Annotated in this window: 16 protein-coding genes; 7 read left to right on the forward strand and 9 right to left on the reverse strand. The window is 29.6% G+C overall.

What is annotated here, in order from left to right; translation table 11 throughout:
• Positions 1-280 precede the first annotated feature (280 nt).
• The 4 genes from ACIQ16_RS04360 to ACIQ16_RS04375 all read right to left on the reverse strand — a co-directional run bounded on the left by ACIQ16_RS04360 (position 281) and on the right by ACIQ16_RS04375 (position 6796).
• Complete coding sequence (locus ACIQ16_RS04360; RefSeq protein WP_396148999.1) at positions 281-733, reverse strand: hypothetical protein; 453 nt, start codon at positions 731-733, stop codon at positions 281-283.
• Positions 734-767: 34 nt separating this feature from the next.
• Positions 768-1829: a carboxypeptidase-like regulatory domain-containing protein gene (locus ACIQ16_RS04365; protein WP_396149001.1), complete on the reverse strand. Its 1062-nt coding sequence runs from the start codon at positions 1827-1829 to the stop codon at positions 768-770.
• 61 nt (positions 1830-1890) lie between these two features.
• Positions 1891-3687, reverse strand: a complete 1797-nt coding sequence (locus tag ACIQ16_RS04370; protein WP_396149003.1) for a TonB-dependent receptor — start codon at positions 3685-3687, stop codon at positions 1891-1893.
• A 97-nt stretch (positions 3688-3784) separates the two neighbouring features.
• The gene (locus ACIQ16_RS04375) at positions 3785-6796 is read right to left on the reverse strand and encodes a tetratricopeptide repeat protein (protein WP_396149005.1); all 3012 of its coding nucleotides are present in this window, start codon (positions 6794-6796) and stop codon (positions 3785-3787) included.
• A 149-nt stretch (positions 6797-6945) separates the two neighbouring features.
• On the opposite strand from ACIQ16_RS04375, the gene ACIQ16_RS04380 reads away from it, so the two are divergent.
• From ACIQ16_RS04380 to ACIQ16_RS04405, 6 genes are all read left to right on the forward strand, one after another.
• Positions 6946-7629: a cell division ATP-binding protein FtsE gene (locus tag ACIQ16_RS04380; protein WP_396149007.1), complete on the forward strand. Its 684-nt coding sequence runs from the start codon at positions 6946-6948 to the stop codon at positions 7627-7629.
• Between the two features lie 53 nt (positions 7630-7682).
• The gene (locus ACIQ16_RS04385; RefSeq protein ID WP_396149009.1) at positions 7683-8228 is read left to right on the forward strand and encodes a DUF4199 domain-containing protein; all 546 of its coding nucleotides are present in this window, start codon (positions 7683-7685) and stop codon (positions 8226-8228) included.
• Positions 8229-9170 carry a glycosyltransferase family 2 protein gene (locus ACIQ16_RS04390; RefSeq protein WP_396149011.1) on the forward strand — a complete coding sequence of 314 codons (942 nt, stop codon included), beginning with the start codon at positions 8229-8231 and terminating at the stop codon, positions 9168-9170.
• A 109-nt stretch (positions 9171-9279) separates the two neighbouring features.
• Positions 9280-9795: a hypothetical protein gene (locus ACIQ16_RS04395; protein WP_396149013.1), complete on the forward strand. Its 516-nt coding sequence runs from the start codon at positions 9280-9282 to the stop codon at positions 9793-9795.
• Positions 9796-9809: 14 nt separating this feature from the next.
• Entirely contained in the window at positions 9810-11537 is a 1728-nt protein-coding gene (locus ACIQ16_RS04400) for a phospho-sugar mutase (protein WP_396149015.1), read from the forward strand.
• The gene (locus ACIQ16_RS04405) at positions 11537-13366 is read left to right on the forward strand and encodes an ABC transporter ATP-binding protein (RefSeq protein ID WP_396149017.1); all 1830 of its coding nucleotides are present in this window, start codon (positions 11537-11539) and stop codon (positions 13364-13366) included. The genes ACIQ16_RS04400 and ACIQ16_RS04405 overlap by 1 nt, the downstream gene beginning before the upstream one ends.
• A gap of 2 nt (positions 13367-13368) precedes the next feature.
• Here the strand turns inward: ACIQ16_RS04405 and ACIQ16_RS04410 are convergent, their stop codons facing one another.
• From ACIQ16_RS04410 to ACIQ16_RS04420, 3 genes are all read right to left on the reverse strand, one after another.
• Positions 13369-14064 carry a hypothetical protein gene (locus tag ACIQ16_RS04410; protein ID WP_396149019.1) on the reverse strand — a complete coding sequence of 232 codons (696 nt, stop codon included), beginning with the start codon at positions 14062-14064 and terminating at the stop codon, positions 13369-13371.
• 79 nt (positions 14065-14143) lie between these two features.
• On the reverse strand, positions 14144-16615 hold the full coding sequence (locus ACIQ16_RS04415; protein ID WP_396149021.1) for a TonB-dependent receptor plug domain-containing protein: 2472 nt from the start codon (positions 16613-16615) through the stop codon (positions 14144-14146).
• A gap of 2 nt (positions 16616-16617) precedes the next feature.
• Positions 16618-18360 carry a M23 family metallopeptidase gene (locus ACIQ16_RS04420; protein ID WP_396149023.1) on the reverse strand — a complete coding sequence of 581 codons (1743 nt, stop codon included), beginning with the start codon at positions 18358-18360 and terminating at the stop codon, positions 16618-16620.
• A gap of 265 nt (positions 18361-18625) precedes the next feature.
• Here ACIQ16_RS04420 and ACIQ16_RS04425 point away from each other — a divergent pair, with 265 nt between their 5' ends.
• Positions 18626-19303: a hypothetical protein gene (locus ACIQ16_RS04425; protein WP_396149025.1), complete on the forward strand. Its 678-nt coding sequence runs from the start codon at positions 18626-18628 to the stop codon at positions 19301-19303.
• A 47-nt stretch (positions 19304-19350) separates the two neighbouring features.
• Here ACIQ16_RS04425 and ACIQ16_RS04430 read toward each other — a convergent pair whose 3' ends face one another.
• Complete coding sequence (locus ACIQ16_RS04430; RefSeq protein ID WP_396149027.1) at positions 19351-20826, reverse strand: polysaccharide biosynthesis C-terminal domain-containing protein; 1476 nt, start codon at positions 20824-20826, stop codon at positions 19351-19353.
• A gap of 117 nt (positions 20827-20943) precedes the next feature.
• Complete coding sequence (locus ACIQ16_RS04435; RefSeq protein ID WP_396149029.1) at positions 20944-22245, reverse strand: glycosyltransferase family 4 protein; 1302 nt, start codon at positions 22243-22245, stop codon at positions 20944-20946.
• Positions 22246-22261: the final 16 nt, after the last annotated feature.

Genomic DNA, 22261 nt, shown 5'->3' on the forward strand with positions numbered 1-22261 from the left:
TTGTGTTAAATAAACATTTTTATAACAAACAAATATAACGAATGGATTAAAAAAAGCCAAGATATAACAACAGCAAAACACCTTAAGTTATCAACATTTGTTAATTTCTAAAATCTTTTCTAAAAAGGGCTAAAAAGGGTCAAAAATGCTGTTTTGGTGATTTTTTGTACCAAACGAAAACAGTTAAAAAAAAAAAACGTCTTAAAACGCAAAATAATGGGCTTTTAAAAATCAATAAATTTATTTGTTCTGTAAAATTTGAATACAAAACCGTAATTTTTTACAGAATTTCTAAAATTTTATAATTTACCTGATTTACCAAAAATTCGGCCTGCACAGGTTTATGCATCAATTGTATGCCTAAAGGAGATTGTGGAGAAATAGCAAAAACAGCACGATTATCAATTGTGATTTTAGGTAAAGCGGTACTGATGAAAACGGTTAAATGATTTGTAATTACTACACTTCCTAAAATGACTTTATTAGAAATCTGTTCAATATCTAGTTTTGATAAAATGACTTGTTGCTCAATTGCTTCTTTTAACTTATTGGCGATTTTTTCTTGTTCGATATGTAATTTCGATAACGTAGTTTCGTGTTTATCACCTGCCGAAGATTTAGCATCATTTTGCGCATCTTCAGTTAATGAATGTATTAAATCTTGATAAATATCTATTTTATCTTGAAGTAATAGTTGATAATGAGAAAGTATTTTTTGTTTGAAATTTGGCATTTTCAAATATTCTGAATTAAAAGTTGGAATCGTGTTATTTATTTTTTTCGACTTCTTTTTCAAGAATTTCCGGTTCAAAATCTAAAGGTAAGGTATTTCCAGCTTTTTGTTGTCCTATATCGCCACCAAAAACAATTTGATCTTTATGTGAGTTATTTCCAAAGCTATCTACAAAAAAAGTTTCGGTTTTAAATATTACGCGTGATTGTCTTTTTTTGCGATACAAAAGATTGAAATCGGCATAAAAATTATTTCTTTTGATACCACCAATTGATATAGAAACTTTATTTGTTGAAGTAACTGTAACTTCATATAAATCATCTTTTTTAATTACTTTAAAATAATCATTAGCAAGCACAGGAAACCTACCTTCATACAAAATGAATTTTTTTTCAGACCAAGAATTATCAATTATACCCTTAAAAAAGTCAACTGCTGAACCAAAATAAACATCGTTTCTGTTTTTAATTATTTTTTCGTCAATATTAGTTTCTGTATATTTTACAGTCCCTAAAAATAAACTTTGAATAACATTTGCCGATTTAATGGTTTTAAAATTAAATTTCACATAAAAATCTTTCAGATCGAAATCAATAAGATAGCCCAATAATGGATTTTCCACTTTTATAGGTTCTGGGCAAGACGCTGTGAAAATAAAGGTTTTTAAATCGTAATTAAAGTCAATCGCATCTTCGTTTAGAATTTTACACGCTTTTCCATATTTTGTAAGTCCTAAAAATTGTTCTCTAAAGAGTTGTAATTTTTGCTTTCTGGTAAAGCCATCTTTAACAACTAAGACCGTTTCAATTTCATTTTGTTTTGGAACTAAAACGAACGTGAAAAATGGCTTTTCATAAGGATTTGAAACATAAATATCTTCATAACCCATAAATTTGATAATTAATAAGGTATTGAATTTACTTTTTGAAGTAATCTCAAACAAACCATCCGCATCCGAAACCGTTCCGATAGTTGTGCCATCTAAATAAACAGAAGCACCTTCAATTGGCTTTTGATTAGCATCTGTAATTTTGCCTTTAATGTTTTGCGAAAAAACAAATAGCGGAAACAGTATTAAGATTAAAATTTTATTCACTTATTTGTTTTTTCAATGATTTCTATTTCGTAATACTTAACTTCTTTGCAGTAAAGTAATTTTAAAAATCGAATTTATAAGTGGCTCCCCCTAAAATTTGAATACTTTGTACCGGGAATCCAGCCCAACGTTTGTATTGTTGATTGGCTAAATTATTTCCTTTTAAAAAGAAATTTAATCTTTTACTGAACTTATAACCCACGTGCGCATTTAAATCAAAATAACTATCTAAAGTTACCACGCTTTTATCTAAAATAAATGGGAAAACTGCGGCGTCATTTTGTACACTTACCAGGTCTTTTCGTTCTCCAACAAAAAATAATTTGGCACCGGCATACCATTTTTCATTTATTTCAAAATCAATAAAACTTGCCATTTGAAGTTTTGGTAAATTCCAAGCTTCATTTTGAGTAGTTGTAGTATAAGTATTAAATGTTCCGTTAATTCCGAACGCAATATTTTTTGAAAAATCTGCTTTTAATTCTCCAAATACACTCCAGGTTTTTAAATCGTCATAAACTACATTAAACGAATTGCCGAAAGCATATCCATTAGGATTAGTCGATAACACGTCAAAATAATTTGCTACAAATAATGCGCTGTCATCTTGATTTAAATAAGAGGTTTTTACATTAAATGCTACTGCATTGGCTAATTTTCCTTTTAAACCAACATACAAGTCATACTTAGTATTTGTTGGAGCAATAAATAACGTTGGTGATACAAACGGGTTTTCATCAACCAAATCCGCATACGAATTTTGTTTTAAATTTCCTTCTGCTCCTGCATAAGCCAATAAAATATCGCCTACTAATTTGTACGATGCTTTTACTTTTGGATAAAAGAATATTTTGTTGTTATCTTCTAGATCAATTTTAGACATTGCATAAAAAACTTTTGCACCAATTTCAACTGACAAATCTTCTTTTTGGTATAAAATACTTGGACTAAAACCTAAATTCAGTGAAGAATAGTTGTACGCTGAATTCATTGCCATTAACCTTCTGTCAAAACTTCCACCTACATAATCAATTACAAAATCAGTTTTCACTTTTTGATCTGCTACTTCAAAATCAAAATTTGGTTTCACAAAAAATCTATTTTCAGCCGAGCCAAAAGCATCCGAAAATCGTTTATATTGTAAAGAAGCTTGTTTGAAAAAACCGTCTTTTGCTGTGATTTTTCCACCTATTGCAATGGTATTAAATACTTGTTTTTCATCAATTTTATTCACTACCGAAGCATCAAAAAACGAATAATTTGGTAAACCATACCAATTGATTCCTTGATTTTTTATTCCTAAGTCGGCATTCCAGCTAATTTTTTTATTTCTACTTCCGTAAGTGGCATCTAAAGCATTTGTATAAAAATTATCGTCCAAAATTAAGCCTCCAATTCCTCCTTGAGACGATAGATGTTGTAACATTCCTCCAACATAATCGGTTTTACTTATTTGATGTGTTAAAAAAAGTTCGGCATTTGCTGTTCCATACGTTCCAGCACCTAAAGAAACATAATTTGAAAATCCTTTTTCTAAAATTTCTTTATCTACGTCGGCGGCTTTTCCTTTAGAAGGTAAAAATGTAGAAGCTACCGGGAATGAAAATATTTGAAATTTGATAGGAATTTTTGGTTCTATCACTTCTTCCTCCACTGCAGGGGTTTGTTTCACTTTAAACGCATCAGAAATGGTTGGCGTATAAGGTTTAACAATATTTACTACTTCACTTCCAATGTTTTCGTCTTTCTTTTGAGAAAAACTAATTTGAATGGCAGCAATGGCGATGATACTAAAAATTAACTTTTTACTCACGCAATTTGTCTTGTTTTTTTGGTGTTCGTGAATCTTCGATTTCATATTTGTTTTGTTTTAACCGCAAAGACACTAAGGTTTTCGCAAGGTTCGCAATTTTTTTGTACTTTTTACTTTTGCCTTTTGCCTTTTTACTTGACACTTACTTCGTAACTGACGAATTCGTCTTCGCTTCTGCTACTTTTATTGTTTCTAATTCTGTTTGACATTCTGAAACTACATCAGGAAATTCAGCAAAATTATCGATGATACTTTGTAAAATTTCAGTAGCTTGAAAACTATCATTTAACCCATAATAATTTTTTGCCATTAAAACCAAACTTTTTGCTCCAAAATATTTATAACCAGAATACGTACTCGAATATTTTTCAACCGATTTATTTGATGCTTCAAATTTTTGTTCTTTATTCTTAAAATAAGCGTCATAATATAAGGCTTCTGCTGCCAATTCGCCTTTTGCTATTTTTTGTAATTTAGCATAAGCATCTTTTGCTTTTACGTCGTTATTTGTTTTTATAGCTGAACGTGCTATAATAATTTGTGCATCACTTTTAATCTTATCATCTGTTTTTTGATTATTTAACACTTTGTCTGAATACAATTCCGAATTAGTGAAATCTTGTTTTTCATAATAACATTTCATTAAGTTAGCTTGAGCAAACGTAATGTTTTGCGGATATTCTGCAACTGTTTCTAATTGTTTTAAAACTACAATTGCGGCATCACAATTTTTATCTTTCAGATGAATCTCAGATAAGCGAACCAAAGCTTGCTCTGTAAATTCGTTTCTAGCTTGTGCAATTACATACTCGTAATGCGGAATTGCATTTTTTTCTAATGCATCAGCAAAATACAATTGTGCCAAGTAAAAATGGACTTTCAAAGCGTGTAATCCATTAGGAAACTGCACCAAATAACTTGTAAATCCAGATATGGCTTGTTTGGCATTATTTGTTAAGTATTTTTTTTCTGCCGATTCATACATATCATTATCTAATTCTGCATCGGAAACTTCAACAAAAGAAAGTGTTTTTACCCAAGCAGCATATTCAGGTATATTTCCATTTGCTTTGTAAATATTTTTTGCTGTTGAAACAGCTTCTAATGATTCTGGCGAATTTGGAAATTCTGCTACCACTTTTTTAAATTTTGTAATAGCAGCATCATCTTTATCTGTGTTATAAAAAATTAAACCTTGCTTTAAAATTGATTTTGCTATATAGGCGCTATTTTTATGAGTATTAATTAAAACATCAAATGTAGCAATGGCTTTATCATTTTGTTCTTCAACGGTATAGGTATTGGCCAATTCATATAAAGCATCATCCATAAATTGAGATGTTTTATACGTGGTTACAAACTTATTTAAATCCTCAATTTTCTTTTCATTTTTATTTACAAATCCATAGCTCATTCCTTTTTGAAATGCAGCATAATCAGCATCAACGCATTTCAGTTCAATAGCTTTGTTATAAGCATCCATAGCGGGCCAATATTTTGAAGAAATATAATTGCAATCTGCCATACGTAAATACGCATCCGTCAATCTAACTTTGTCTTCCTTTCCTTTTAAAATAAAAGCATTAAAGTACGGAATGGCATTTTCATATTCTTTAATTTTAAAATAAGCATAGGCCAAATTATATTCCGCAGTTTTACTTTCTGGAGTTTCTGAAGCTGCCGCATCATTTAAAAATTGTTTATAGGTTAAAACAGCTTCTGAAAATTGGTCTAAACTATACTCACATTCTGCTTTCCAAAAAGTAGCACGAGCTGTAATTTTTGCCTCTTTATTTTCAGTTAATGATTTTTTAAATAAAATGTAAGCTTCTTGATACTTACCATCTGTATAGACTTCTAAACCCCTGTAAAAAGTAACTTTTTGGTAAGCCAATTTATTTTCAGGTGTTTTATTTTTTTCTAATAAAATTAAAGCTTCTGTATAATTTTTAGAAGTGATGAATGAATTTATTAATAAACTTTTTAACTCTTGATTATTAGGATTCGCAGGATATTTTTCTAAAAAAGATTTTAAAACTTCAGGAGTAGAAACATATGGATTTCCAATTTCATAACTCAACTTTGCATAATTTAAAGCGGCATCTTCTTGAATTTTAGCATCAAAATCCATTTCCGAAGCGGTTTTAAAAGCATTTATAGCTTGCTGTTTTTTGTCAGTATTTAGATAACTTTCTGCTAAATGATAATACGCGTTTTGTGCTAAAAAATCATTTCCTTCAATAATTTTATTGAATTGTAAAATGGCACTTTCATAATTTTTTTGTTGGTAAAAAGCATACCCTAATTGGTAAAAATCAGTATGATTCCATTTGCCGTTTTTTCCTTTATAGGCTTGTAAATAAGGAATTGCTTTATCGTATTGTTTTAAATTAAAATAACTTTCTCCTATAATTTTCGATAATTCACTTTTTTCAATTGCCGATGATTTTTTCAATTGCGGCTCACCCAAATCAATTGCTTTCTGAAAATTCCCTAATTTAAAATTCATATCGGCTTGAAAATACCCCATTTTTTCTTTGTACTTATCCTGATTTTCAACTTGTCCGAATAATTGGTTGGCTTCTTTATAATTATCACTTTCATAGGCTAAATATCCTAAATAATATTTGGACTGATTTCCATATTCTGCCGACTGAATTACTTTATTTAAATAATTAGATGCATCTTTATTTTTTTTAATTGAAAAATTGGCATAACCTCTCTGAAAGTTTGCTTTATCTATATCGGAATCCGCTAATTCAGGTTCAAAAATATTTTCATACCATTTTAAAGATAGTGTATAATTTCCTTCAGCAAAATAATATTGTGCGACTTCAAAATAAGCCAAATTTCTTTTTGTACTTGTTGGATGATTTTCTATAAAAGATTCCATTAAAGCATCCGCATCTTGCTGATTGGTTTTTATAGCGCAATTGGCAATAAAATAATCACAATCAGAAATAATTTCTTCAGATTCAACGGCATTTTTAACTCTTTCAAATAAAATTTGTGCCGCTTGAAACTGCTTTTCTTTGTATAATTGAATAGCTTTATGATATTCTGGATTTTGATTTAAATATATGGCAGATTGCTGAGCTGTACTGCTTTGCGAAATAAAAAGTAATGCTAAAAAAAGCGTTTTGATACCGTTCATAATTGAATTCATTTTAAGTCCCAAATATATCAAAAGGATATGATTATAAACGCAAAAATTATCTTAAATATTGTAATTGTAATTATTTAGTTGAATAATTTTGTTTAGCGATGAAATGTTTATATTTTTACAGAATAAATTATATTATTATGAGTCAAACGATTTTATCCCTAAAAGACGTTTCTATATACCAAGAAAACAATTTAATATTATCTGATATTAATTTAGAAGTTCAAAAAGGTGAATTTTTATATTTTATTGGAAAAACGGGTTCTGGAAAAAGTAGTTTTATGAAAGTGCTTTACGCCGATTTACCTTTAAAAGAAGGCGAAGGAACAATTGTTGATTATAATTTAAATACCTTAAAAGAAAAAGACATTCCGTTTTTAAGAAGAAAAATTGGAATTGTATTTCAGGATTTCAAATTATTATCTGACCGAAGCATAAAAGAAAATTTACTATTTGTTTTAAAAGCTACTGGCTGGAAAGACAAATCTGAAATGGATTCACAAATTAATGAAGTTTTAGAAAAAGTTGGAATGGCTAATTTTGCTTCAAAAATGCCACATCAATTATCTGGTGGAGAACAACAACGTGTTGCCATAGCAAGAGCCTTATTAAACGACCCAGAATTAATTTTAGCCGACGAACCGTCTGGTAATTTAGATCCTCAAACGAGTATCGAAATTATGGAAGTTTTAAGAAATATTAATGCCAACGGAAAAACGGTAGTAATTGCTACGCACGACTATGCTTTATTATTGAAATATCCTGCAAAAACATTAAAGTTTGAAGACGGAAAAGTATATGAAGTCGTTCAAAAAGCAGTGTAACAAATTTTAAAATTTAGATACTAATCCATAAACTAACTAAAACAATAAAAGCTATGAATGAAGTTTTAAAAAGTAACGGTATAAAATATGGAATTATTTTAGGTGGTGTAGGAATACTTATGCATCTAATAATATATTTACTTGGTGGAATAACCGAAGAAAATGCAATTACAGGAGGTGTAATTCAATTTGTATTTTGGTTGGGTTATTTAGGTGTTAGAATTTTTCAATGTATAAACACCAAAAAGGATTTCAACAATTCTATCACATTTAAAGAATTGTTCACTACATTGACAATATCTATTACTATTGGAATTTTTATTTCTCAATTATTTACTTATTCTTTGAATAATTTTATTGATGCTGAATATGGTGCTGAAATGAATGAGTTTATGAACAAGCAACAAGTTATTGCAATGAAAGCAATGAAAGATTTCACTGAAGTTTCAAGTCAAGATATTAAAGAGGTTGCAAAAACTGACAATTTTTCTATAATTAAAACTGGACAAGCTTTTGTAATGTCTATTTTAATTAGTTCAATTATGAACTTAATTCTAGCAGCCATATTTAAATCAAAAACAAACCCATTAAACGAATAAATGAATATATCATTAGTAATTCCCTTATTAAACGAACAAGAATCGTTACCAGAATTATCAAAATGGATTGAGAAAGTTATGACGAGTCATAACTTTTCTTATGAAGTATTGTTTATAGATGATGGTAGTACTGACAAGTCTTGGCAAACTATTTTAGACTTGCAAAAATCAAATTCCAACATCAAAGGAATTAAGTTTTTACGCAATTATGGTAAAAGTCAAGCCTTACACGCTGGATTTGCGAAAGCATTAGGTGATGTTGTTATTACTATGGATGCGGATTTACAAGATAGTCCAGATGAAATTCCAGAATTGTACGATTTAGTTCAAAATCAAGGATTTGATTTAATTTCTGGTTGGAAGAAAAAACGCTATGATTCGGTAGTATTTAAAAATATTCCATCAAAATTATTCAATTGGGCAGCAAGAAGAATTTCGGGTGTAAAACTTAACGATTTCAATTGCGGTTTAAAAGCTTACAATAATGTAGTAATTAAAAACATAGAAGTTTCTGGTGAAATGCACCGATACATTCCTGTTTTAGCTAAAAATGCTGGATTTTCAAAAATTGGTGAAAAAGTAGTGATTCATCAAGCCAGAAAATATGGAAGTTCTAAATTTGGTATCGATAGATTTGTGAACGGATTTTTAGATTTAATTACCATTTGGTTTATCTCAAAATTTGGAAAACGTCCTATGCATTTCTTCGGATTGCTTGGAAGTTTAATGTTTTTTATAGGATTTGTTTTAACTATATATTTAGGAATCGATAAGCTTTTCATACATAAAACAGCACGTTTAATTACAAACAGACCCGAATTTTATATCGCCTTAACTACTATGATTATTGGAACACAATTATTTTTAGCCGGTTTTTTAGGTGAAATTATTTTACGTACCAAAAGCAACGAAGAACGATATAAAATTGAAGAAATAGCATAAAATAAAGGTTAAACAAACAACGTTTGTCACGCTGAAAGCGTCTCAACTTTGTTTTCGAGAGATGTTTTCAGCATCACAAGATTGGGTTTAAAAATAATAAATTTAGACAATGCAAAAATATATTTTCATTCTTACTCTATTATTATCAACGACCTTTTTTTTCGGACAAACTGAAGAAGAAATTAAGGCTATAAATAAAGTTGTTGAACTAATAAATAAGGACTCAACTTATACAAAAAAGGTTCTTGACAACGAAAAATGGATGAAACATAATACAGATAATGGAGGGGAAGTTACAGCATATATTAAAAACGGTCAAGTAGTTAAAATTATTGAGTGGGTAGGATTTTCAAACTATATAAGCATTTATGAATACTATATTCAAAATAACTCCTTAATTTTTGTTTATGGGCAGGAAAAAGTATTTAAGTATGACAGTAAAACTGATAGTTTTGATTACAATATTCAAACTGTAGTAAGTGAAAAATTATTCTATTTTAGAAATGATAAATTAATAGAATCATCGTTTAGTGGACAATTTAAAAATCCTTACAGTGCCACAAATCATTATTATTATAACTTGTTAGTTGGTTGTAAAAAATATTTGAAACTCTTTAAAAAATAATTATTATTAAAATTATGCACATAGACCAAAACATATTAGACCAAGTAAACGAATGGCTTACGCCTACTTTCGACCAAAATACACAAACTGAAATTGAAGCCTTAATGACATCCGATCCAAAAGGTTTAGAAGATGCTTTTTATAAAAATTTAGAATTTGGTACAGGTGGAATGCGCGGTGTTATGGGTGTTGGAACCAATCGTATAAACAAATATACTTTGGGAAAAAACACGCAAGGCTTGTCTAATTATTTGCGCAACTGTTTTCCAAATGAAGATTTAAAAGTCGCAATTGCCTATGACTGTAGAAAAAACAGCGATACGTTAGCAAAAATAGTAGCCGATATTTTTTCAGCAAATAAAATTAAAGTGTATTTGTTTTCTGAATTACGCCCTACTCCAGAATTATCATTTGCGCTTAAACACTTAAATTGTCACGCCGGAATTGTATTAACAGCTTCACATAATCCACCAGAATACAACGGATACAAAGTATATTGGCAAGATGGTGGACAAATTGTACCACCACAAGATGGAGAAATTATTGCTGAAATTGAAGCATTAAAATATAGTGACATTAACTTTTCTGCAAATGAAAATTTAATTGAATATATTGATGAAACAGTTGATGAAGCCTTTATTAATTCAACAATAGAAAATGCAAGTTTTAATACGCCAAAATCAGCTAAAGAAAATTTAAATATTGTTTTTACACCGTTACATGGAACTTCTGTAAAATCAATTCCTGCCGTATTAGCAAAAGCGGGTTATACGAATGTAAATATCGTAGCGGCACAAGAAATTCCAGATGGTAACTTTCCAACTGTAAAATCACCAAATCCTGAAGAACCAGAAGCGTTAGCTATGGCTTTAGCGTTAGCAGACCAAGTAAATGCTGATGTCGTAATTGGTACAGATCCTGATTCGGATAGATTAGGCGTGGCTGTTAGAGATACGAATGGTAAAATGATGTTACTAAACGGAAATCAAACCATGGTAGTGATGACGGCATTTTTATTGGAACAATGGAAACGTGCTGACAAAATTACGGGAACTGAATTTATTGGTTCAACAATTGTTTCTACTCCAATGATGCTTGATTTAGCAAGTGCTTACGGAATTGAATGTAAAGTAGGATTAACAGGTTTTAAATGGATTGCAAAATTTATTAAAGACTTCCCAAATCAGAAATTTATAGGCGGTGGCGAAGAAAGTTTCGGATTTATGGTGGGTGACGCGGTTAGAGATAAAGATGCTGTTGCAGCAAGTTTATTAGTATGCGAAATTGCAGCTCAAGCCAAAGCTTCTGGAAGTAGTTTATATAAAGAACTGATTAACTTATACTTAGATTTCGGTTTTTATAAAGAACATTTAATATCTTTAACTAAAAAAGGTAAAGAAGGTTTGGTAGAAATCAATCAAATGATGATAGATTTACGAGACAATCCAATGGAAACCATTAACGGACAACGTGTGGTGTGTATTGAAGATTATCAAAACACAACGGCTCGTGATTTAATAAATAATGAAACGTTTGATTTAGATATTCCAAAATCGAATGTATTAATTTATTATTTAGAAGATGGCACTAAAATTTGCGCCAGACCAAGTGGAACGGAACCTAAAATTAAATTTTATTTTAGCGTCAATGCCATTTTAGAAGAAGCAAATGATTTCGAAGAAGCCAATACATTTTTAGACACTAAAATTCAGAATATAATCACTGAAATGAAATTAAACTAATGGATCAAAATTTAAAAAAAATAATTCCTTATATAAAAAAGTATAAAAATAATGTAATATTAAACATTATTTATAATGTATTTTATGCTCTTTTTTCTACACTTTTATTTGTAAGTTTAATTCCTACTTTAAAAGTTTTATTTGGTTTATCTAAAAAAGTATTTACAGAACCAAATTACGAAGGAATTACAAAAATTGGAGTTTATTTAAGTGATTATTTTAATTATAAAGTAACAACTTTATCAGCAAATAACGGCATCCTTTATTCGTTGTACTTTGTAGTTAGTATCGTTATTATTTTAGCTTTTCTTAAAAATTTATTTAATTATTTAGCTTCAAACCAATCTACAATATTAAGGGTTAATGTATTAACAGATTTTAGAAAAGATTTATATAATAAAATAATACATTTACCTATCTCCTATTATTCAGACCAAAGAAAAGGAGATGTGATGACTAAAATGTTGGGTGATGTTGGAGAAGTACAAAACTCCTTTTTTCAAATTTTCGAATTAATAATTAGAGAACCTTTGAGTATACTTTTTGCGTTAATTTCTATGATGATTATTAGTATGAAATTAACACTTTTTGTATTTGTATTTATTCCAATTACTGGGTTTTTAATTTCAAAGGTTGGAAGAAATTTAAAAGGAAAATCAACAAAAGCGCAACAAGAACAAGGTATATTTATTTCTACACTTGATGAAACATTAACAGGATTGAAAGTAGTTAAAAGTTACAATGCCGAAAATTCTTTTATAGAAAAATTTAATAGTTCTTTACAAAGATTAGCAAATTTATCTTTAAGCATTGCTAGAAAAAACAATCTTGCTTCTCCTTTTAGTGAATTTCTAGGTATTATTTCAATTGGATCTTTATTGATTTATGGTGGTTATTTAGTATTGCATGACAAAAGTATTGATGGTACAGATTTTATAGGATACATAGCACTAGCATATGGAATTTTAACTCCTGCAAAAGCAATATCAAAGAGTACTTTTCAAGTAAAAAGTGGTTTGGCTGCTGCCGAAAGAGTTTTTACGTTGTTAGAACAAGAAAATATTGTAGTTAACAAACCTAATGCCTTTGTAAAACATACTTTTGAAAAAGGAATATCTGTAAAAAATATCAACTTTGCTTATCAAGACGAAAATGTGTTAAAAAACTTTTCTTTTGAAGTAGAAAAAGGTAAAACAATTGCCTTAGTTGGTCAATCGGGCTCAGGAAAAAGTACTATTGCAAATTTATTAACCCGTTTTTACGACATACAAGAAGGTTCAATTGAAGTGGATGGTGTAGAAGTTAGAGATTGGGATATGCACGCTTTACGTGGTTTAATCGGTTTGGTTACTCAAGATTCTATTTTATTTAACGAATCTATAAAAAACAACTTACTTATTGGAAAACCTAATGCCACCGATGAAGAGATTATTGAAGCTTTAAAAATTGCTAATGCCTATGAGTTTGTAGTTTCTCTTCCTAATGGAATTGATACCAATATTGGTGATGCTGGTGGAAAATTATCGGGTGGACAAAAACAACGTTTGTCTATTGCCAGAGCGGTATTGAAAAATCCACCAATTATGATTTTAGATGAAGCGACATCTGCATTAGATACGGAAAGTGAAAAATTGGTTCAAGATGCTTTAGAAAAAATGATGCAAAACCGAACTTCTATTGTAATTGCACACCGTTTATCGACCATTCAAAAAGCAGACAATATTATTGTGATGCAAAAAGGTGAAATTGTAGAACAAGGCAAACACACGGAATTAATTGCGAAAAACGGAACGTACGCCAGGTTAGTAGCCTTACAAAGTTTAGAATAAATTTATAAAGGAAAATATTCCGATACTTTATTTTCTTTTAAATTAACTACGTGATAATGAATGGTGTCTTTTTTATCAAATTCGCCATTTTTATTAGCGTCTTCAATAGTTCTAAAGTAAATTTTATTTGCAGATTCTATATACTTCCAATCAATCAATTCTTGTAATTCTGTAGAAATTTTAGAGAAATTTTTTCCTAATTCTGTACTAATATAAAGCGATTTAATATCATTAGAATCAATCAGACCATCTTGATTAGTATCGGCATCGGCCAAAACATACACTAACATTTTATTGTTTTTTAAATACGAAACACGCTCAATTTGCATTACTTTATCTGATAAAACGTGTAACGAATCAGATCCAATTTCTTGAAATTTTAAATTTTGTAAATAACCTGTAATTTCATTTTCCATAGAATTAGAAACGTGAAAACCTGAAACACCTTCATAAGCAGAGGCGCTTTCATAACTTCCTTTCCTATTAATATCGCCAACGGTTAAATTTCCAATAGCATAAACCAATACATTACTTCCTTCAAACTGAATAGGTAAATCAGCAACCTCCAACTTGTTGGTGTCTTTTTGTAGTGATTTAACTTCTTTTCCAGTATATTTTACTTTTGGTTTGGCTTTTTCTTCCTGACAAGAAAAAATCATCACACTAGACGCTAAAAGGATATATATGTAATTTTTCATAATTTCTGTTTTGAATATCAAATATACTAAATTCTAAATCATTTAGTTTTAAAAATCTGTCAAATCTGTGTTCCCAATATTAAATTCTCATACTTAATTTCAAATTAAACGTTCGTGTGGTTAAGTAATTTGGTACACCGTATTGTGTTTTGGTATATACATCTCGCACCCAAGTATTCGTAATCGAGTTTTGATTATTAAACATATTATAAATTTCAAAACCCAAACTAAATTCGGAAAAATTAGCTAACCATTTTCTATGCCCACCCAATTTTGCATCTTTAAAAACATAAGAAAATCCGGTATCGGCTCTTCTGTAATCGTTTAATCTTGTTTGATATAAATAAGGGTCTGCATATGCTGGCGAACCCCCTGGCAATCCAGTATTATAAACTAAATTTAAGTACATTTTTAAACTTGGAATATTTGGCATATAATCTTGAAATAAAATAGCAAATTTCAATCGTTGGTCTGTCGGACGTGCAATAAAACCTTTACCACCTTGATTTTCTTCCGTTTTTAAATACCCGAATGTAAACCAAGATTCCACGCCAGGAACAAACTCACCATTTAATCTTCCATCAATTCCGTATACATATGCAGTAGCGTTGTTATTTGCTTCATATCTAATTCTTACATTATCAATTGTATAGGCGTTTACATCTGTCATCGTTTTATAATAAGCTTCACTTACTAATTTAAACGGTCTGTTCCACAATTGAAAACTATAATCGTGTCCAAAAACAAAATGAATGGATTTTTGATCTTTAACATTTGGATTTACAGAACCATCGCTGGCACGTAATTCTCTATAAAATGGCGGTTGATTATATACTCCAACAGAGAATCGGAAAATCATTTCTTTATTCCAATTTGGTTTTAAAATAAATTGCGCTCTTGGGGAAAATGTAAATTGATTATTTCCTGAAATTCCATTATTTGAAGCCATCCAACTTTGCCCACGAACTCCAGCATTTACATAATACGTATGTGAACCAATCATTCCTTCATAATTCCAATTTAAATAAGAATTGAATCGATTTATGGTGGTGTTATTTTTAGCACGAACGTTTTGGTATGGTGCTAAAGGTCCGAAATATGGGTTATATGGTTGGTCATTTATATATTCTAATTCTGGATTTGGTAATGAAAATCCTGCAGAATCAATAACTTCCCACTCTACTACTCTATCTCTAATGTTTTCGAAATTATGTTTAAAACTCCATTCTATCGCATTGTCATCATTTAATTTATGATTTCCCTTTATTTCATTCGTTACAATTAAAGCATCTAAATTATTTCTGGCGTGATTTAATTGCGAACCAATTCCGCGAGAAAAAACAACATTTCCAAAGGTTTCAGATCCAATATTTGCATCTACTTCACCCAAACGATATTGTGCTAAAATGTCATAATATTCTTGTTCTACAGTGTGATATATAGATGAAATATGTTTGTATTTATTATTTTTATTAGGTTCATACACTGATTTTAAAGCGCCAAAAAAGGTTGTATACGAATCTTTTTCTTGTCCTTCGTACTGAATTAATAAAGCAATTGGCTCGCTAATCGTACCAAAATTAGTTTGACGAGAAGTTGGTTGAAAATTATAATTGTTTTGAGCAATATTTCCTAAGAAACTAAAATTCCATTTGGTGTTTAAATTGAAATTAAACAGCGATTGCACATCTAAAAATGATGGGTTAAAATTAGCAGATTGCGTTTCCTGGCTGTTAACCAAAAGTGCATTATTTCTGTATCGAACTCCAGTAATATTGCTCCATTTTTGATTTTTCGACACACCTTCAGCAAAAATACTTCCGCCTAAAAAACTGGCTTCTAAACCGGCGTGAAATGATTTTGGATTTCGATAAGCGATATCCAAAACAGAAGCCAATTTATCGCCATATTTGGCTTGAAATCCACCTGCGTAAAAATCGATATTTTGTACCATATCGGTATTGGTAAAACTCAAACCCTCTTGCTGCCCAGAACGAACTAAAAACGGACGATAGACTTCAATTTCGTTTACATATACTAAATTTTCATCGTAATTTCCACCACGTACAGCATAAGAGGTACTTAATTCGTTGTTTGAATACACACCTGGAAGGGTTTTAATCAAATTTTCAACACCCGCATTTCCTCCAGGAATTCGTCTTAATAAAACGGGTGAAACCGCTGTGGCTCCATTAATTTTTCTGTTTTTACCCGATATTACAACGGTTTCAATTACTTCATTAATAGTTCCTAAAATCGGATTCCATTCAAAATCTTCATTAGGTTTTAAATTGACTTTATACGTTGATTTCTTAAATGACGAATTGAAAAATGAAATAGTAACTTCTACATTAGCAGCTATTTCTAATTCGTAAAAACCATTTTTATTGGTGATGGTATTCGAAGTAGGTGAACTTACTGAAACATTTTCAATAGGCAACTGATTTTCGTTTAAAACCACACCTTTAATTCTGGCTTTTTGAGCAAACGAAAAGGTAGAAATAAATATAAAAAACAGAATAATTCGAAATAACTTACTATGTATAAGCATACTTAATATATAAAATTTGATGTAAATGTAGCTGTATTATCCAATTTATCCGTAACCACAATTTTAATAGTATTGTTTCCTGGAATTACTTTACCATCTTCAAAATTATGAATTAATTTTTTGGTTTTATAATCGTATTCCATTAAAATCCATTCATCATTTAAATAGGCGTTGTAACTATCAATACCTGAAAGCAGATCGTTAATAGATACACTTAACGTTTTTAATTTAGAAATATTGCTGTTTTCAATAAAATTAGGATTATAAATTCGAGGTGGCACATTATCAATACCTACTTTATACTTTCCAAATGATTTTACTTTAGCTGCTATTTTTGTTCCTTTTTTGAAAGAAGAATTGTACTCTAACTTATACCCCGAAACGGTACCAATAAATGCTTTTTTTCTTTCTTCTTCAGATAAATCTGATATATCTAACGTAACAGTAAAACCATTTTGAATGGCTTCGAAATTATTTTCTATATCTAAAATGCCATCTTTCTCAACAATATTTAAAGTAGCATTTTCATACAAAGCATTCGGTGGAAAGTAAACAGCCGTTTTATCAAATTCAAAATTATATTCCGATTTGTGTTTTATATAATAGTTTTCTTTTACTACTGGTTTTGAGGTTTCAGAAAATTGAATTGCTTTTTCATAAGAAATTGGAACATTCACTACTGTGGTGTTTCCGTGAAAATCAGAAACTACAATTTTATAAGTATAATTTACATTGGGTTTAATATCGATAAACCCATTTTTAGTATTCCCGCTTACTATAGATAAAGGATAATTTTCTTTAATAAATAATTTTTGAAAGCGTTGCTTTAGTTTTTTAAACGTTTTAAAATCAATAAAATAATTTATATGTTTCGATTCATCAAAAGCAAACGTTTCGAATTCGTATTTAAAATTTGGCGAACCATTTAAATAACTTTCTACTTTATATACTCCGTTTTTATTATAATTATTGGTGGATATATCATACGAATTCAGTGCAAAACCAATTTTCCCACTGGCTACGACTTTTGTAGCTAAAAAAGTGCCGTCCACTTGTTTTTGTAACGACAAACTAACTGGATTTCTGCTTTTATTTACTGAAATTGAATCGTTTGCAGGATATACCATTAAACTTGAAATTACTGGATTTGTTTGATCTTTAATCAATTTATTCATTCCAAAAGCCATTGGATTGATGATTTTTTCTGATGCTGTATCTCTAAACTCAAAATGCAAATGGGGTCCGCCACTACCACCAGAATTACCTGACAAAGCAATAATTTCTGATTGTGATACTTTTATGTTGCTGGGATATAATTCTACCTCAAAACTTTTCTGACGGTATTGTTGTTCTTTTACGTACGCTTCAATTTTATCGCTAAACTTCTGCAAATGTCCGTAAACGGTAGTGTATCCATTAGGATGAGCAATATATAACGCTTTTCCAAAACCAAATGGCGATACTTTAATTCGCACAACCATTCCGTCAGCTGCAGCGTAAACAGGTAGTCCTTCTATATTATTGGTTCGAATATCTAACCCTGAATGAAAATGATTGGAACGCAATTCACCAAAAGTACCTGATAAATTTATTGAAATATCTAAAGGAGAACGAAAGTAATCCGTTGGATATTGCGCAAAAACTAAGTGGCTTATAAAAAATAATATATAGAATGACTTCCGCATACTGATTCTGATTTGTGCTAAAATAGTAAATTCAGAGGCAACAGCAAAAACTAAATTCAATTTCAGTCTAATTTTTTACTTTTTTGAAATACAGATTATAGAAATTTTAAAAATTAGTATAATCTATGTTGTAAATAACCGATGATAAATTGGTTGATATTCTTTAAATATTAAAATTAAAATTATAAATATCAATCTATTAGAAATCATTAACAAGTTATTATCAAATCGTTATCATATATATTTTTTCTTTTGGCATAGCAATTGAAAATAATTAAATAATAATAACAATTAGAAAATGTAGAACCTTTAAAACTTAGAAATTATGAGAAAAATTACATTTTTAGTGAGCAGTTTTTTAATCCTGTTAAACGCAGTTTATGCTCAAGAAGTTAGCACCGAAAGACGTGGAAGCAGAAATGAACATCAAAATGGGTATCCTAATTATTACGCAATTGATTACAGAGATGCGGAACCAATTGTGTTTTTAGAACGAGGCATTTTGTTTTATGTTTTTCCAACCGGCGATTTCGATTTCAATATTGGAAACAACAATTATATTGCAAGACGAGGTGGTACACCTACAAACTCAAATAGTAATGAAAGAGGTAACAGAGGAATTAAAATTGAGTTCGACTATTATGGTAGAATCAGAAGAATTGGTAGTGTTTTTGTAAATTACGATTATTATGGAAGAATTAAACGAATTGGTAGTGTATTTATGACCTATAACAGTTTTGCTTTAACCAGAATTGGAGGTATGCGTTTATTCTATAATTACCACGGACAAATTGTTGGAGTTGTGGGTTTTGTTAACAGAATGAGTTATGGTTATACCTACAATCCTTGCCCAGCAGGATATAATGGTGGTAACTATCATAACGATGATGCTGAAAACGATGGCGATTATTACTACTATAAAAAAGATGGTAGCAAAGAAAAAATGAAAAAAGAAGACATCGACGAAATTAAAAAAGATACCGAAGAAAGAAAAAGAAATTAAATATTAGTTTGTTAAAAGTCCCGTTACGTTATTCGAAGCGGGATTTTTTATTTTTTCATAAAAACCTTATTGAATACATTTCTAATCACAAAATTAATATCACTTGAAACCTTGAAATAATAATGTAAAGCCAAATATAAAACAGAAAGGAGTACCGATTTTAAGCCAATATTAATTATCGGGTGAAAAGGAAATTCCCAATAGTAAAATCCGAAAAACAACACTACAGTAATAACAAATGAAACTATTGTGTTTTTAGTAAACGGAAATAATTTCATTTTAAAAACCACAAATAATAGCTTGGCTAAACTGTACATTCCAATTGCGATTAAAGTCGCTAAAGCTGCACCGTTTATTCCGTATTTAGGAATAAAAATTAAATTTAAACCTACGATTACAAAAACCAATAAAACCCCTAAAAGCAATACTGTTTTATAATACTTAGAATTAAATATAATGGAGTTATTATTACCTAAAATTACATCAAAATATTTCGATAAACCAATGGTAAAAACCACAAACAATCCTTGACTATATCCTTCATTTGGTAGAATTTCATACACTTGATTTATGTTTACTAAAATTCCAATATATATTAAACCTCCAATAACTTGAAGCGTTACCGAAGATTTTTTATATAATTCGTTTAATTCTTGCCATTTGTTTTCGCTGATTAATTTAGCTGTTATTGGATAAGTGATTTGATGCATTGCGCGTTGTGGTACGGAAATAACCATTGCCAAGTACACAGCCAAAGAATAAAAAGCAATATTTTCAATTTTTAAAAACTGATTGATCATATATTTATCAATATCTAAAAGCATATTGGCAACACTTGCCGATAAAATAATGAAAACGGTAAACACAAAAATAGACTTTGTGTTTTTTGGAAATTTTTTATTCAATTGAATTGGCTTTACTTTATTGGCATAATAAATAATTACTAACAAACTAATCCCATAAACCAAAACCAAAGAATGAATAAATTCTGATAACGTTATCCATTTAAAATAAACAGCAAAAAGCGAAAGTGTAATTAATATTCTAACAAAAACTTCTTTTACAAAAGAACCAAAAACCGATTTCATATGCGCACGTAACCAAGCATAAAAAATTTCAAAATAACCTATAAACAAGGCAATTATTGGAATTTCCCATACAAAATCATAAACAATACCATTCTTTGAGGATTCATATAGTGCAATGTTTTCATAAAAAAGATAAAACAAAGCAAAAAATGGAATAACTATGAATAAAGGTAACAAAAGCATATAACTAATATAGCTACTTAATTCAGCTTCAGTTTTGTTATTTTCATTAAAAAACTTTATCAATGTGTTTTGTATACCAAATGACATAATTGGATACAAAATACTTGCTGCAGATAATATATAATTGGTTAATCCTAAATAGTCTTTACCTAAAAATACAGGATACATATACAAAACATTAATCGCACCAATAGCAAAACCTATAATAGTAATGATGGTGTTTTTAATAGATTGTTTAATTACGATACCCATTTTTAGATGATTAGATGGTTAGATTTTTAGATTACTTAGATTTTTAGATTATTTAGATGTTTTAACTTTTTTAGATGTTTTAGATTTTAAATATTCCTCTAATCTGTGTTATTAAAATTACGTTTTACCATTGAATTTTGAAATTGTTTTTGCTAATTGTTCTGTTAAATTTTTTCTGCTAAATTGTTGTAAACCGACTGCATTAACTTTTAAGTTTTTATCTAAATATTGATTAAAATAGCTTAAAATTTGACTTTTTAGCTCATTTTTCTCGTTATATTGATAAAAAACACCTGTATTTGTCTGTTTTATGATATTCTCGAAATCGGAATTTTTTGGTCCGATGGCTAAAATAGGTCTTTCTGAAACCATATATTCAAAAAGTTTTCCTGGTATGATACATTTTGTGTCATCCGAATCAATTTCAATTAACAATAAAACTTGCGAACTTCTTTGATGTATTATTGCTTCTTCGTGCGAAACATAACCTAAATTTTGTACGAAACTATCTAAATTAAAATCTGAAATTGATTGAATAACTTCTTTACTAACCGCTCCAATTAATTTTAATTTAAAATGAGTTGCAAATGCTTCATTTTCATCGATTAATTCCGATAAAGACTCCCATAAAATCTGTGGATTTCTTTCCGATAAAAACGAACCAATATGCGCTAAAGTAAATGCATCATCTAAGGGCTTTTTTTCAATTTTCTCTACATCATATCCATTTGTAATGACTTCAATAGGTTGATTTGTAATTCGTTCAAATTCAGATTTTGTTGTGGGTGAAGTTACTAAAATCGTATCACAAGTTGTTAAAACTTCTTTTTCTAACGCTTTGTGCTTGGCACTCGCCCATTTTGATAATTTAAGTTCTTTATGATAGCCAATGGTCGTCCACGGATCTCGGAAATCAGCAATCCAATTTATGTTTAGATGCTTTTTTAAATCTAAGCCAATTAAATGCAAACTATGTGGCGGACCCGTAGTTATTATGGTTTCAATATTGTTTTCTTGAATGTATTTTTTAAGATATTTCACAGAAGGTTTCACCCAAAAAACGCGAGCATCCGGGATAAAAACATTTCCTCGAATCCAAAGCATTGCTTTTTCTATAAACGATTGCTTTTTCTTTTGAGTAATAATACCTGCTCCTAATTTCTTTGTTTTGTTTTTGGATAAAAATGAAGCCAAAGCATAAGGTTCGAATATTTTGTTTTTCAGAATAACTGTTTTATCAGAAACATCCGAAAGTAATTTTTCATCAAGCAACGGATAACTTGGGTTTTCTGGAATATATACAATGGGTTCTATGCCAAAATCCGGAAGGTATTTTACAAATTTTAACCAACGTTGCACGCCAGGCCCACCTGCTGGCGGCCAATAATAGGTGATGATTAAAACTTTATTTGTACTCAAAATATTATCTTGAAAT

Origin of the sequence: Flavobacterium sp., assembly GCF_044360715.1 — a bacterium.
GTDB lineage: Bacteria > Bacteroidota > Bacteroidia > Flavobacteriales > Flavobacteriaceae > Flavobacterium.

Bases quoted from the DNA above. Each gene is read 5' to 3' on its own strand.
- ACIQ16_RS04395 (WP_396149013.1), top strand. From the start codon at position 9,280: ATGCAAAAATATATTTTCATTCTTACTCTATTATTATCAACGACCTTT.
- ACIQ16_RS04410 (WP_396149019.1), bottom strand. From the start codon at position 14,064: ATGAAAAATTACATATATATCCTTTTAGCGTCTAGTGTGATGATTTTT.
- ACIQ16_RS04360 (WP_396148999.1), bottom strand. From the start codon at position 733: ATGCCAAATTTCAAACAAAAAATACTTTCTCATTATCAACTATTACTT.
- ACIQ16_RS04375 (WP_396149005.1), bottom strand. From the start codon at position 6,796: ATGAACGGTATCAAAACGCTTTTTTTAGCATTACTTTTTATTTCGCAA.
- ACIQ16_RS04430 (WP_396149027.1), bottom strand. From the start codon at position 20,826: ATGGGTATCGTAATTAAACAATCTATTAAAAACACCATCATTACTATT.
- ACIQ16_RS04380 (WP_396149007.1), top strand. From the start codon at position 6,946: ATGAGTCAAACGATTTTATCCCTAAAAGACGTTTCTATATACCAAGAA.
- ACIQ16_RS04425 (WP_396149025.1), top strand. From the start codon at position 18,626: ATGAGAAAAATTACATTTTTAGTGAGCAGTTTTTTAATCCTGTTAAAC.
- ACIQ16_RS04385 (WP_396149009.1), top strand. From the start codon at position 7,683: ATGAATGAAGTTTTAAAAAGTAACGGTATAAAATATGGAATTATTTTA.
- ACIQ16_RS04390 (WP_396149011.1), top strand. From the start codon at position 8,229: ATGAATATATCATTAGTAATTCCCTTATTAAACGAACAAGAATCGTTA.
- ACIQ16_RS04370 (WP_396149003.1), bottom strand. From the start codon at position 3,687: ATGAAATCGAAGATTCACGAACACCAAAAAAACAAGACAAATTGCGTG.
- ACIQ16_RS04405 (WP_396149017.1), top strand. From the start codon at position 11,537: ATGGATCAAAATTTAAAAAAAATAATTCCTTATATAAAAAAGTATAAA.
- ACIQ16_RS04400 (WP_396149015.1), top strand. From the start codon at position 9,810: ATGCACATAGACCAAAACATATTAGACCAAGTAAACGAATGGCTTACG.
- ACIQ16_RS04415 (WP_396149021.1), bottom strand. From the start codon at position 16,615: ATGCTTATACATAGTAAGTTATTTCGAATTATTCTGTTTTTTATATTT.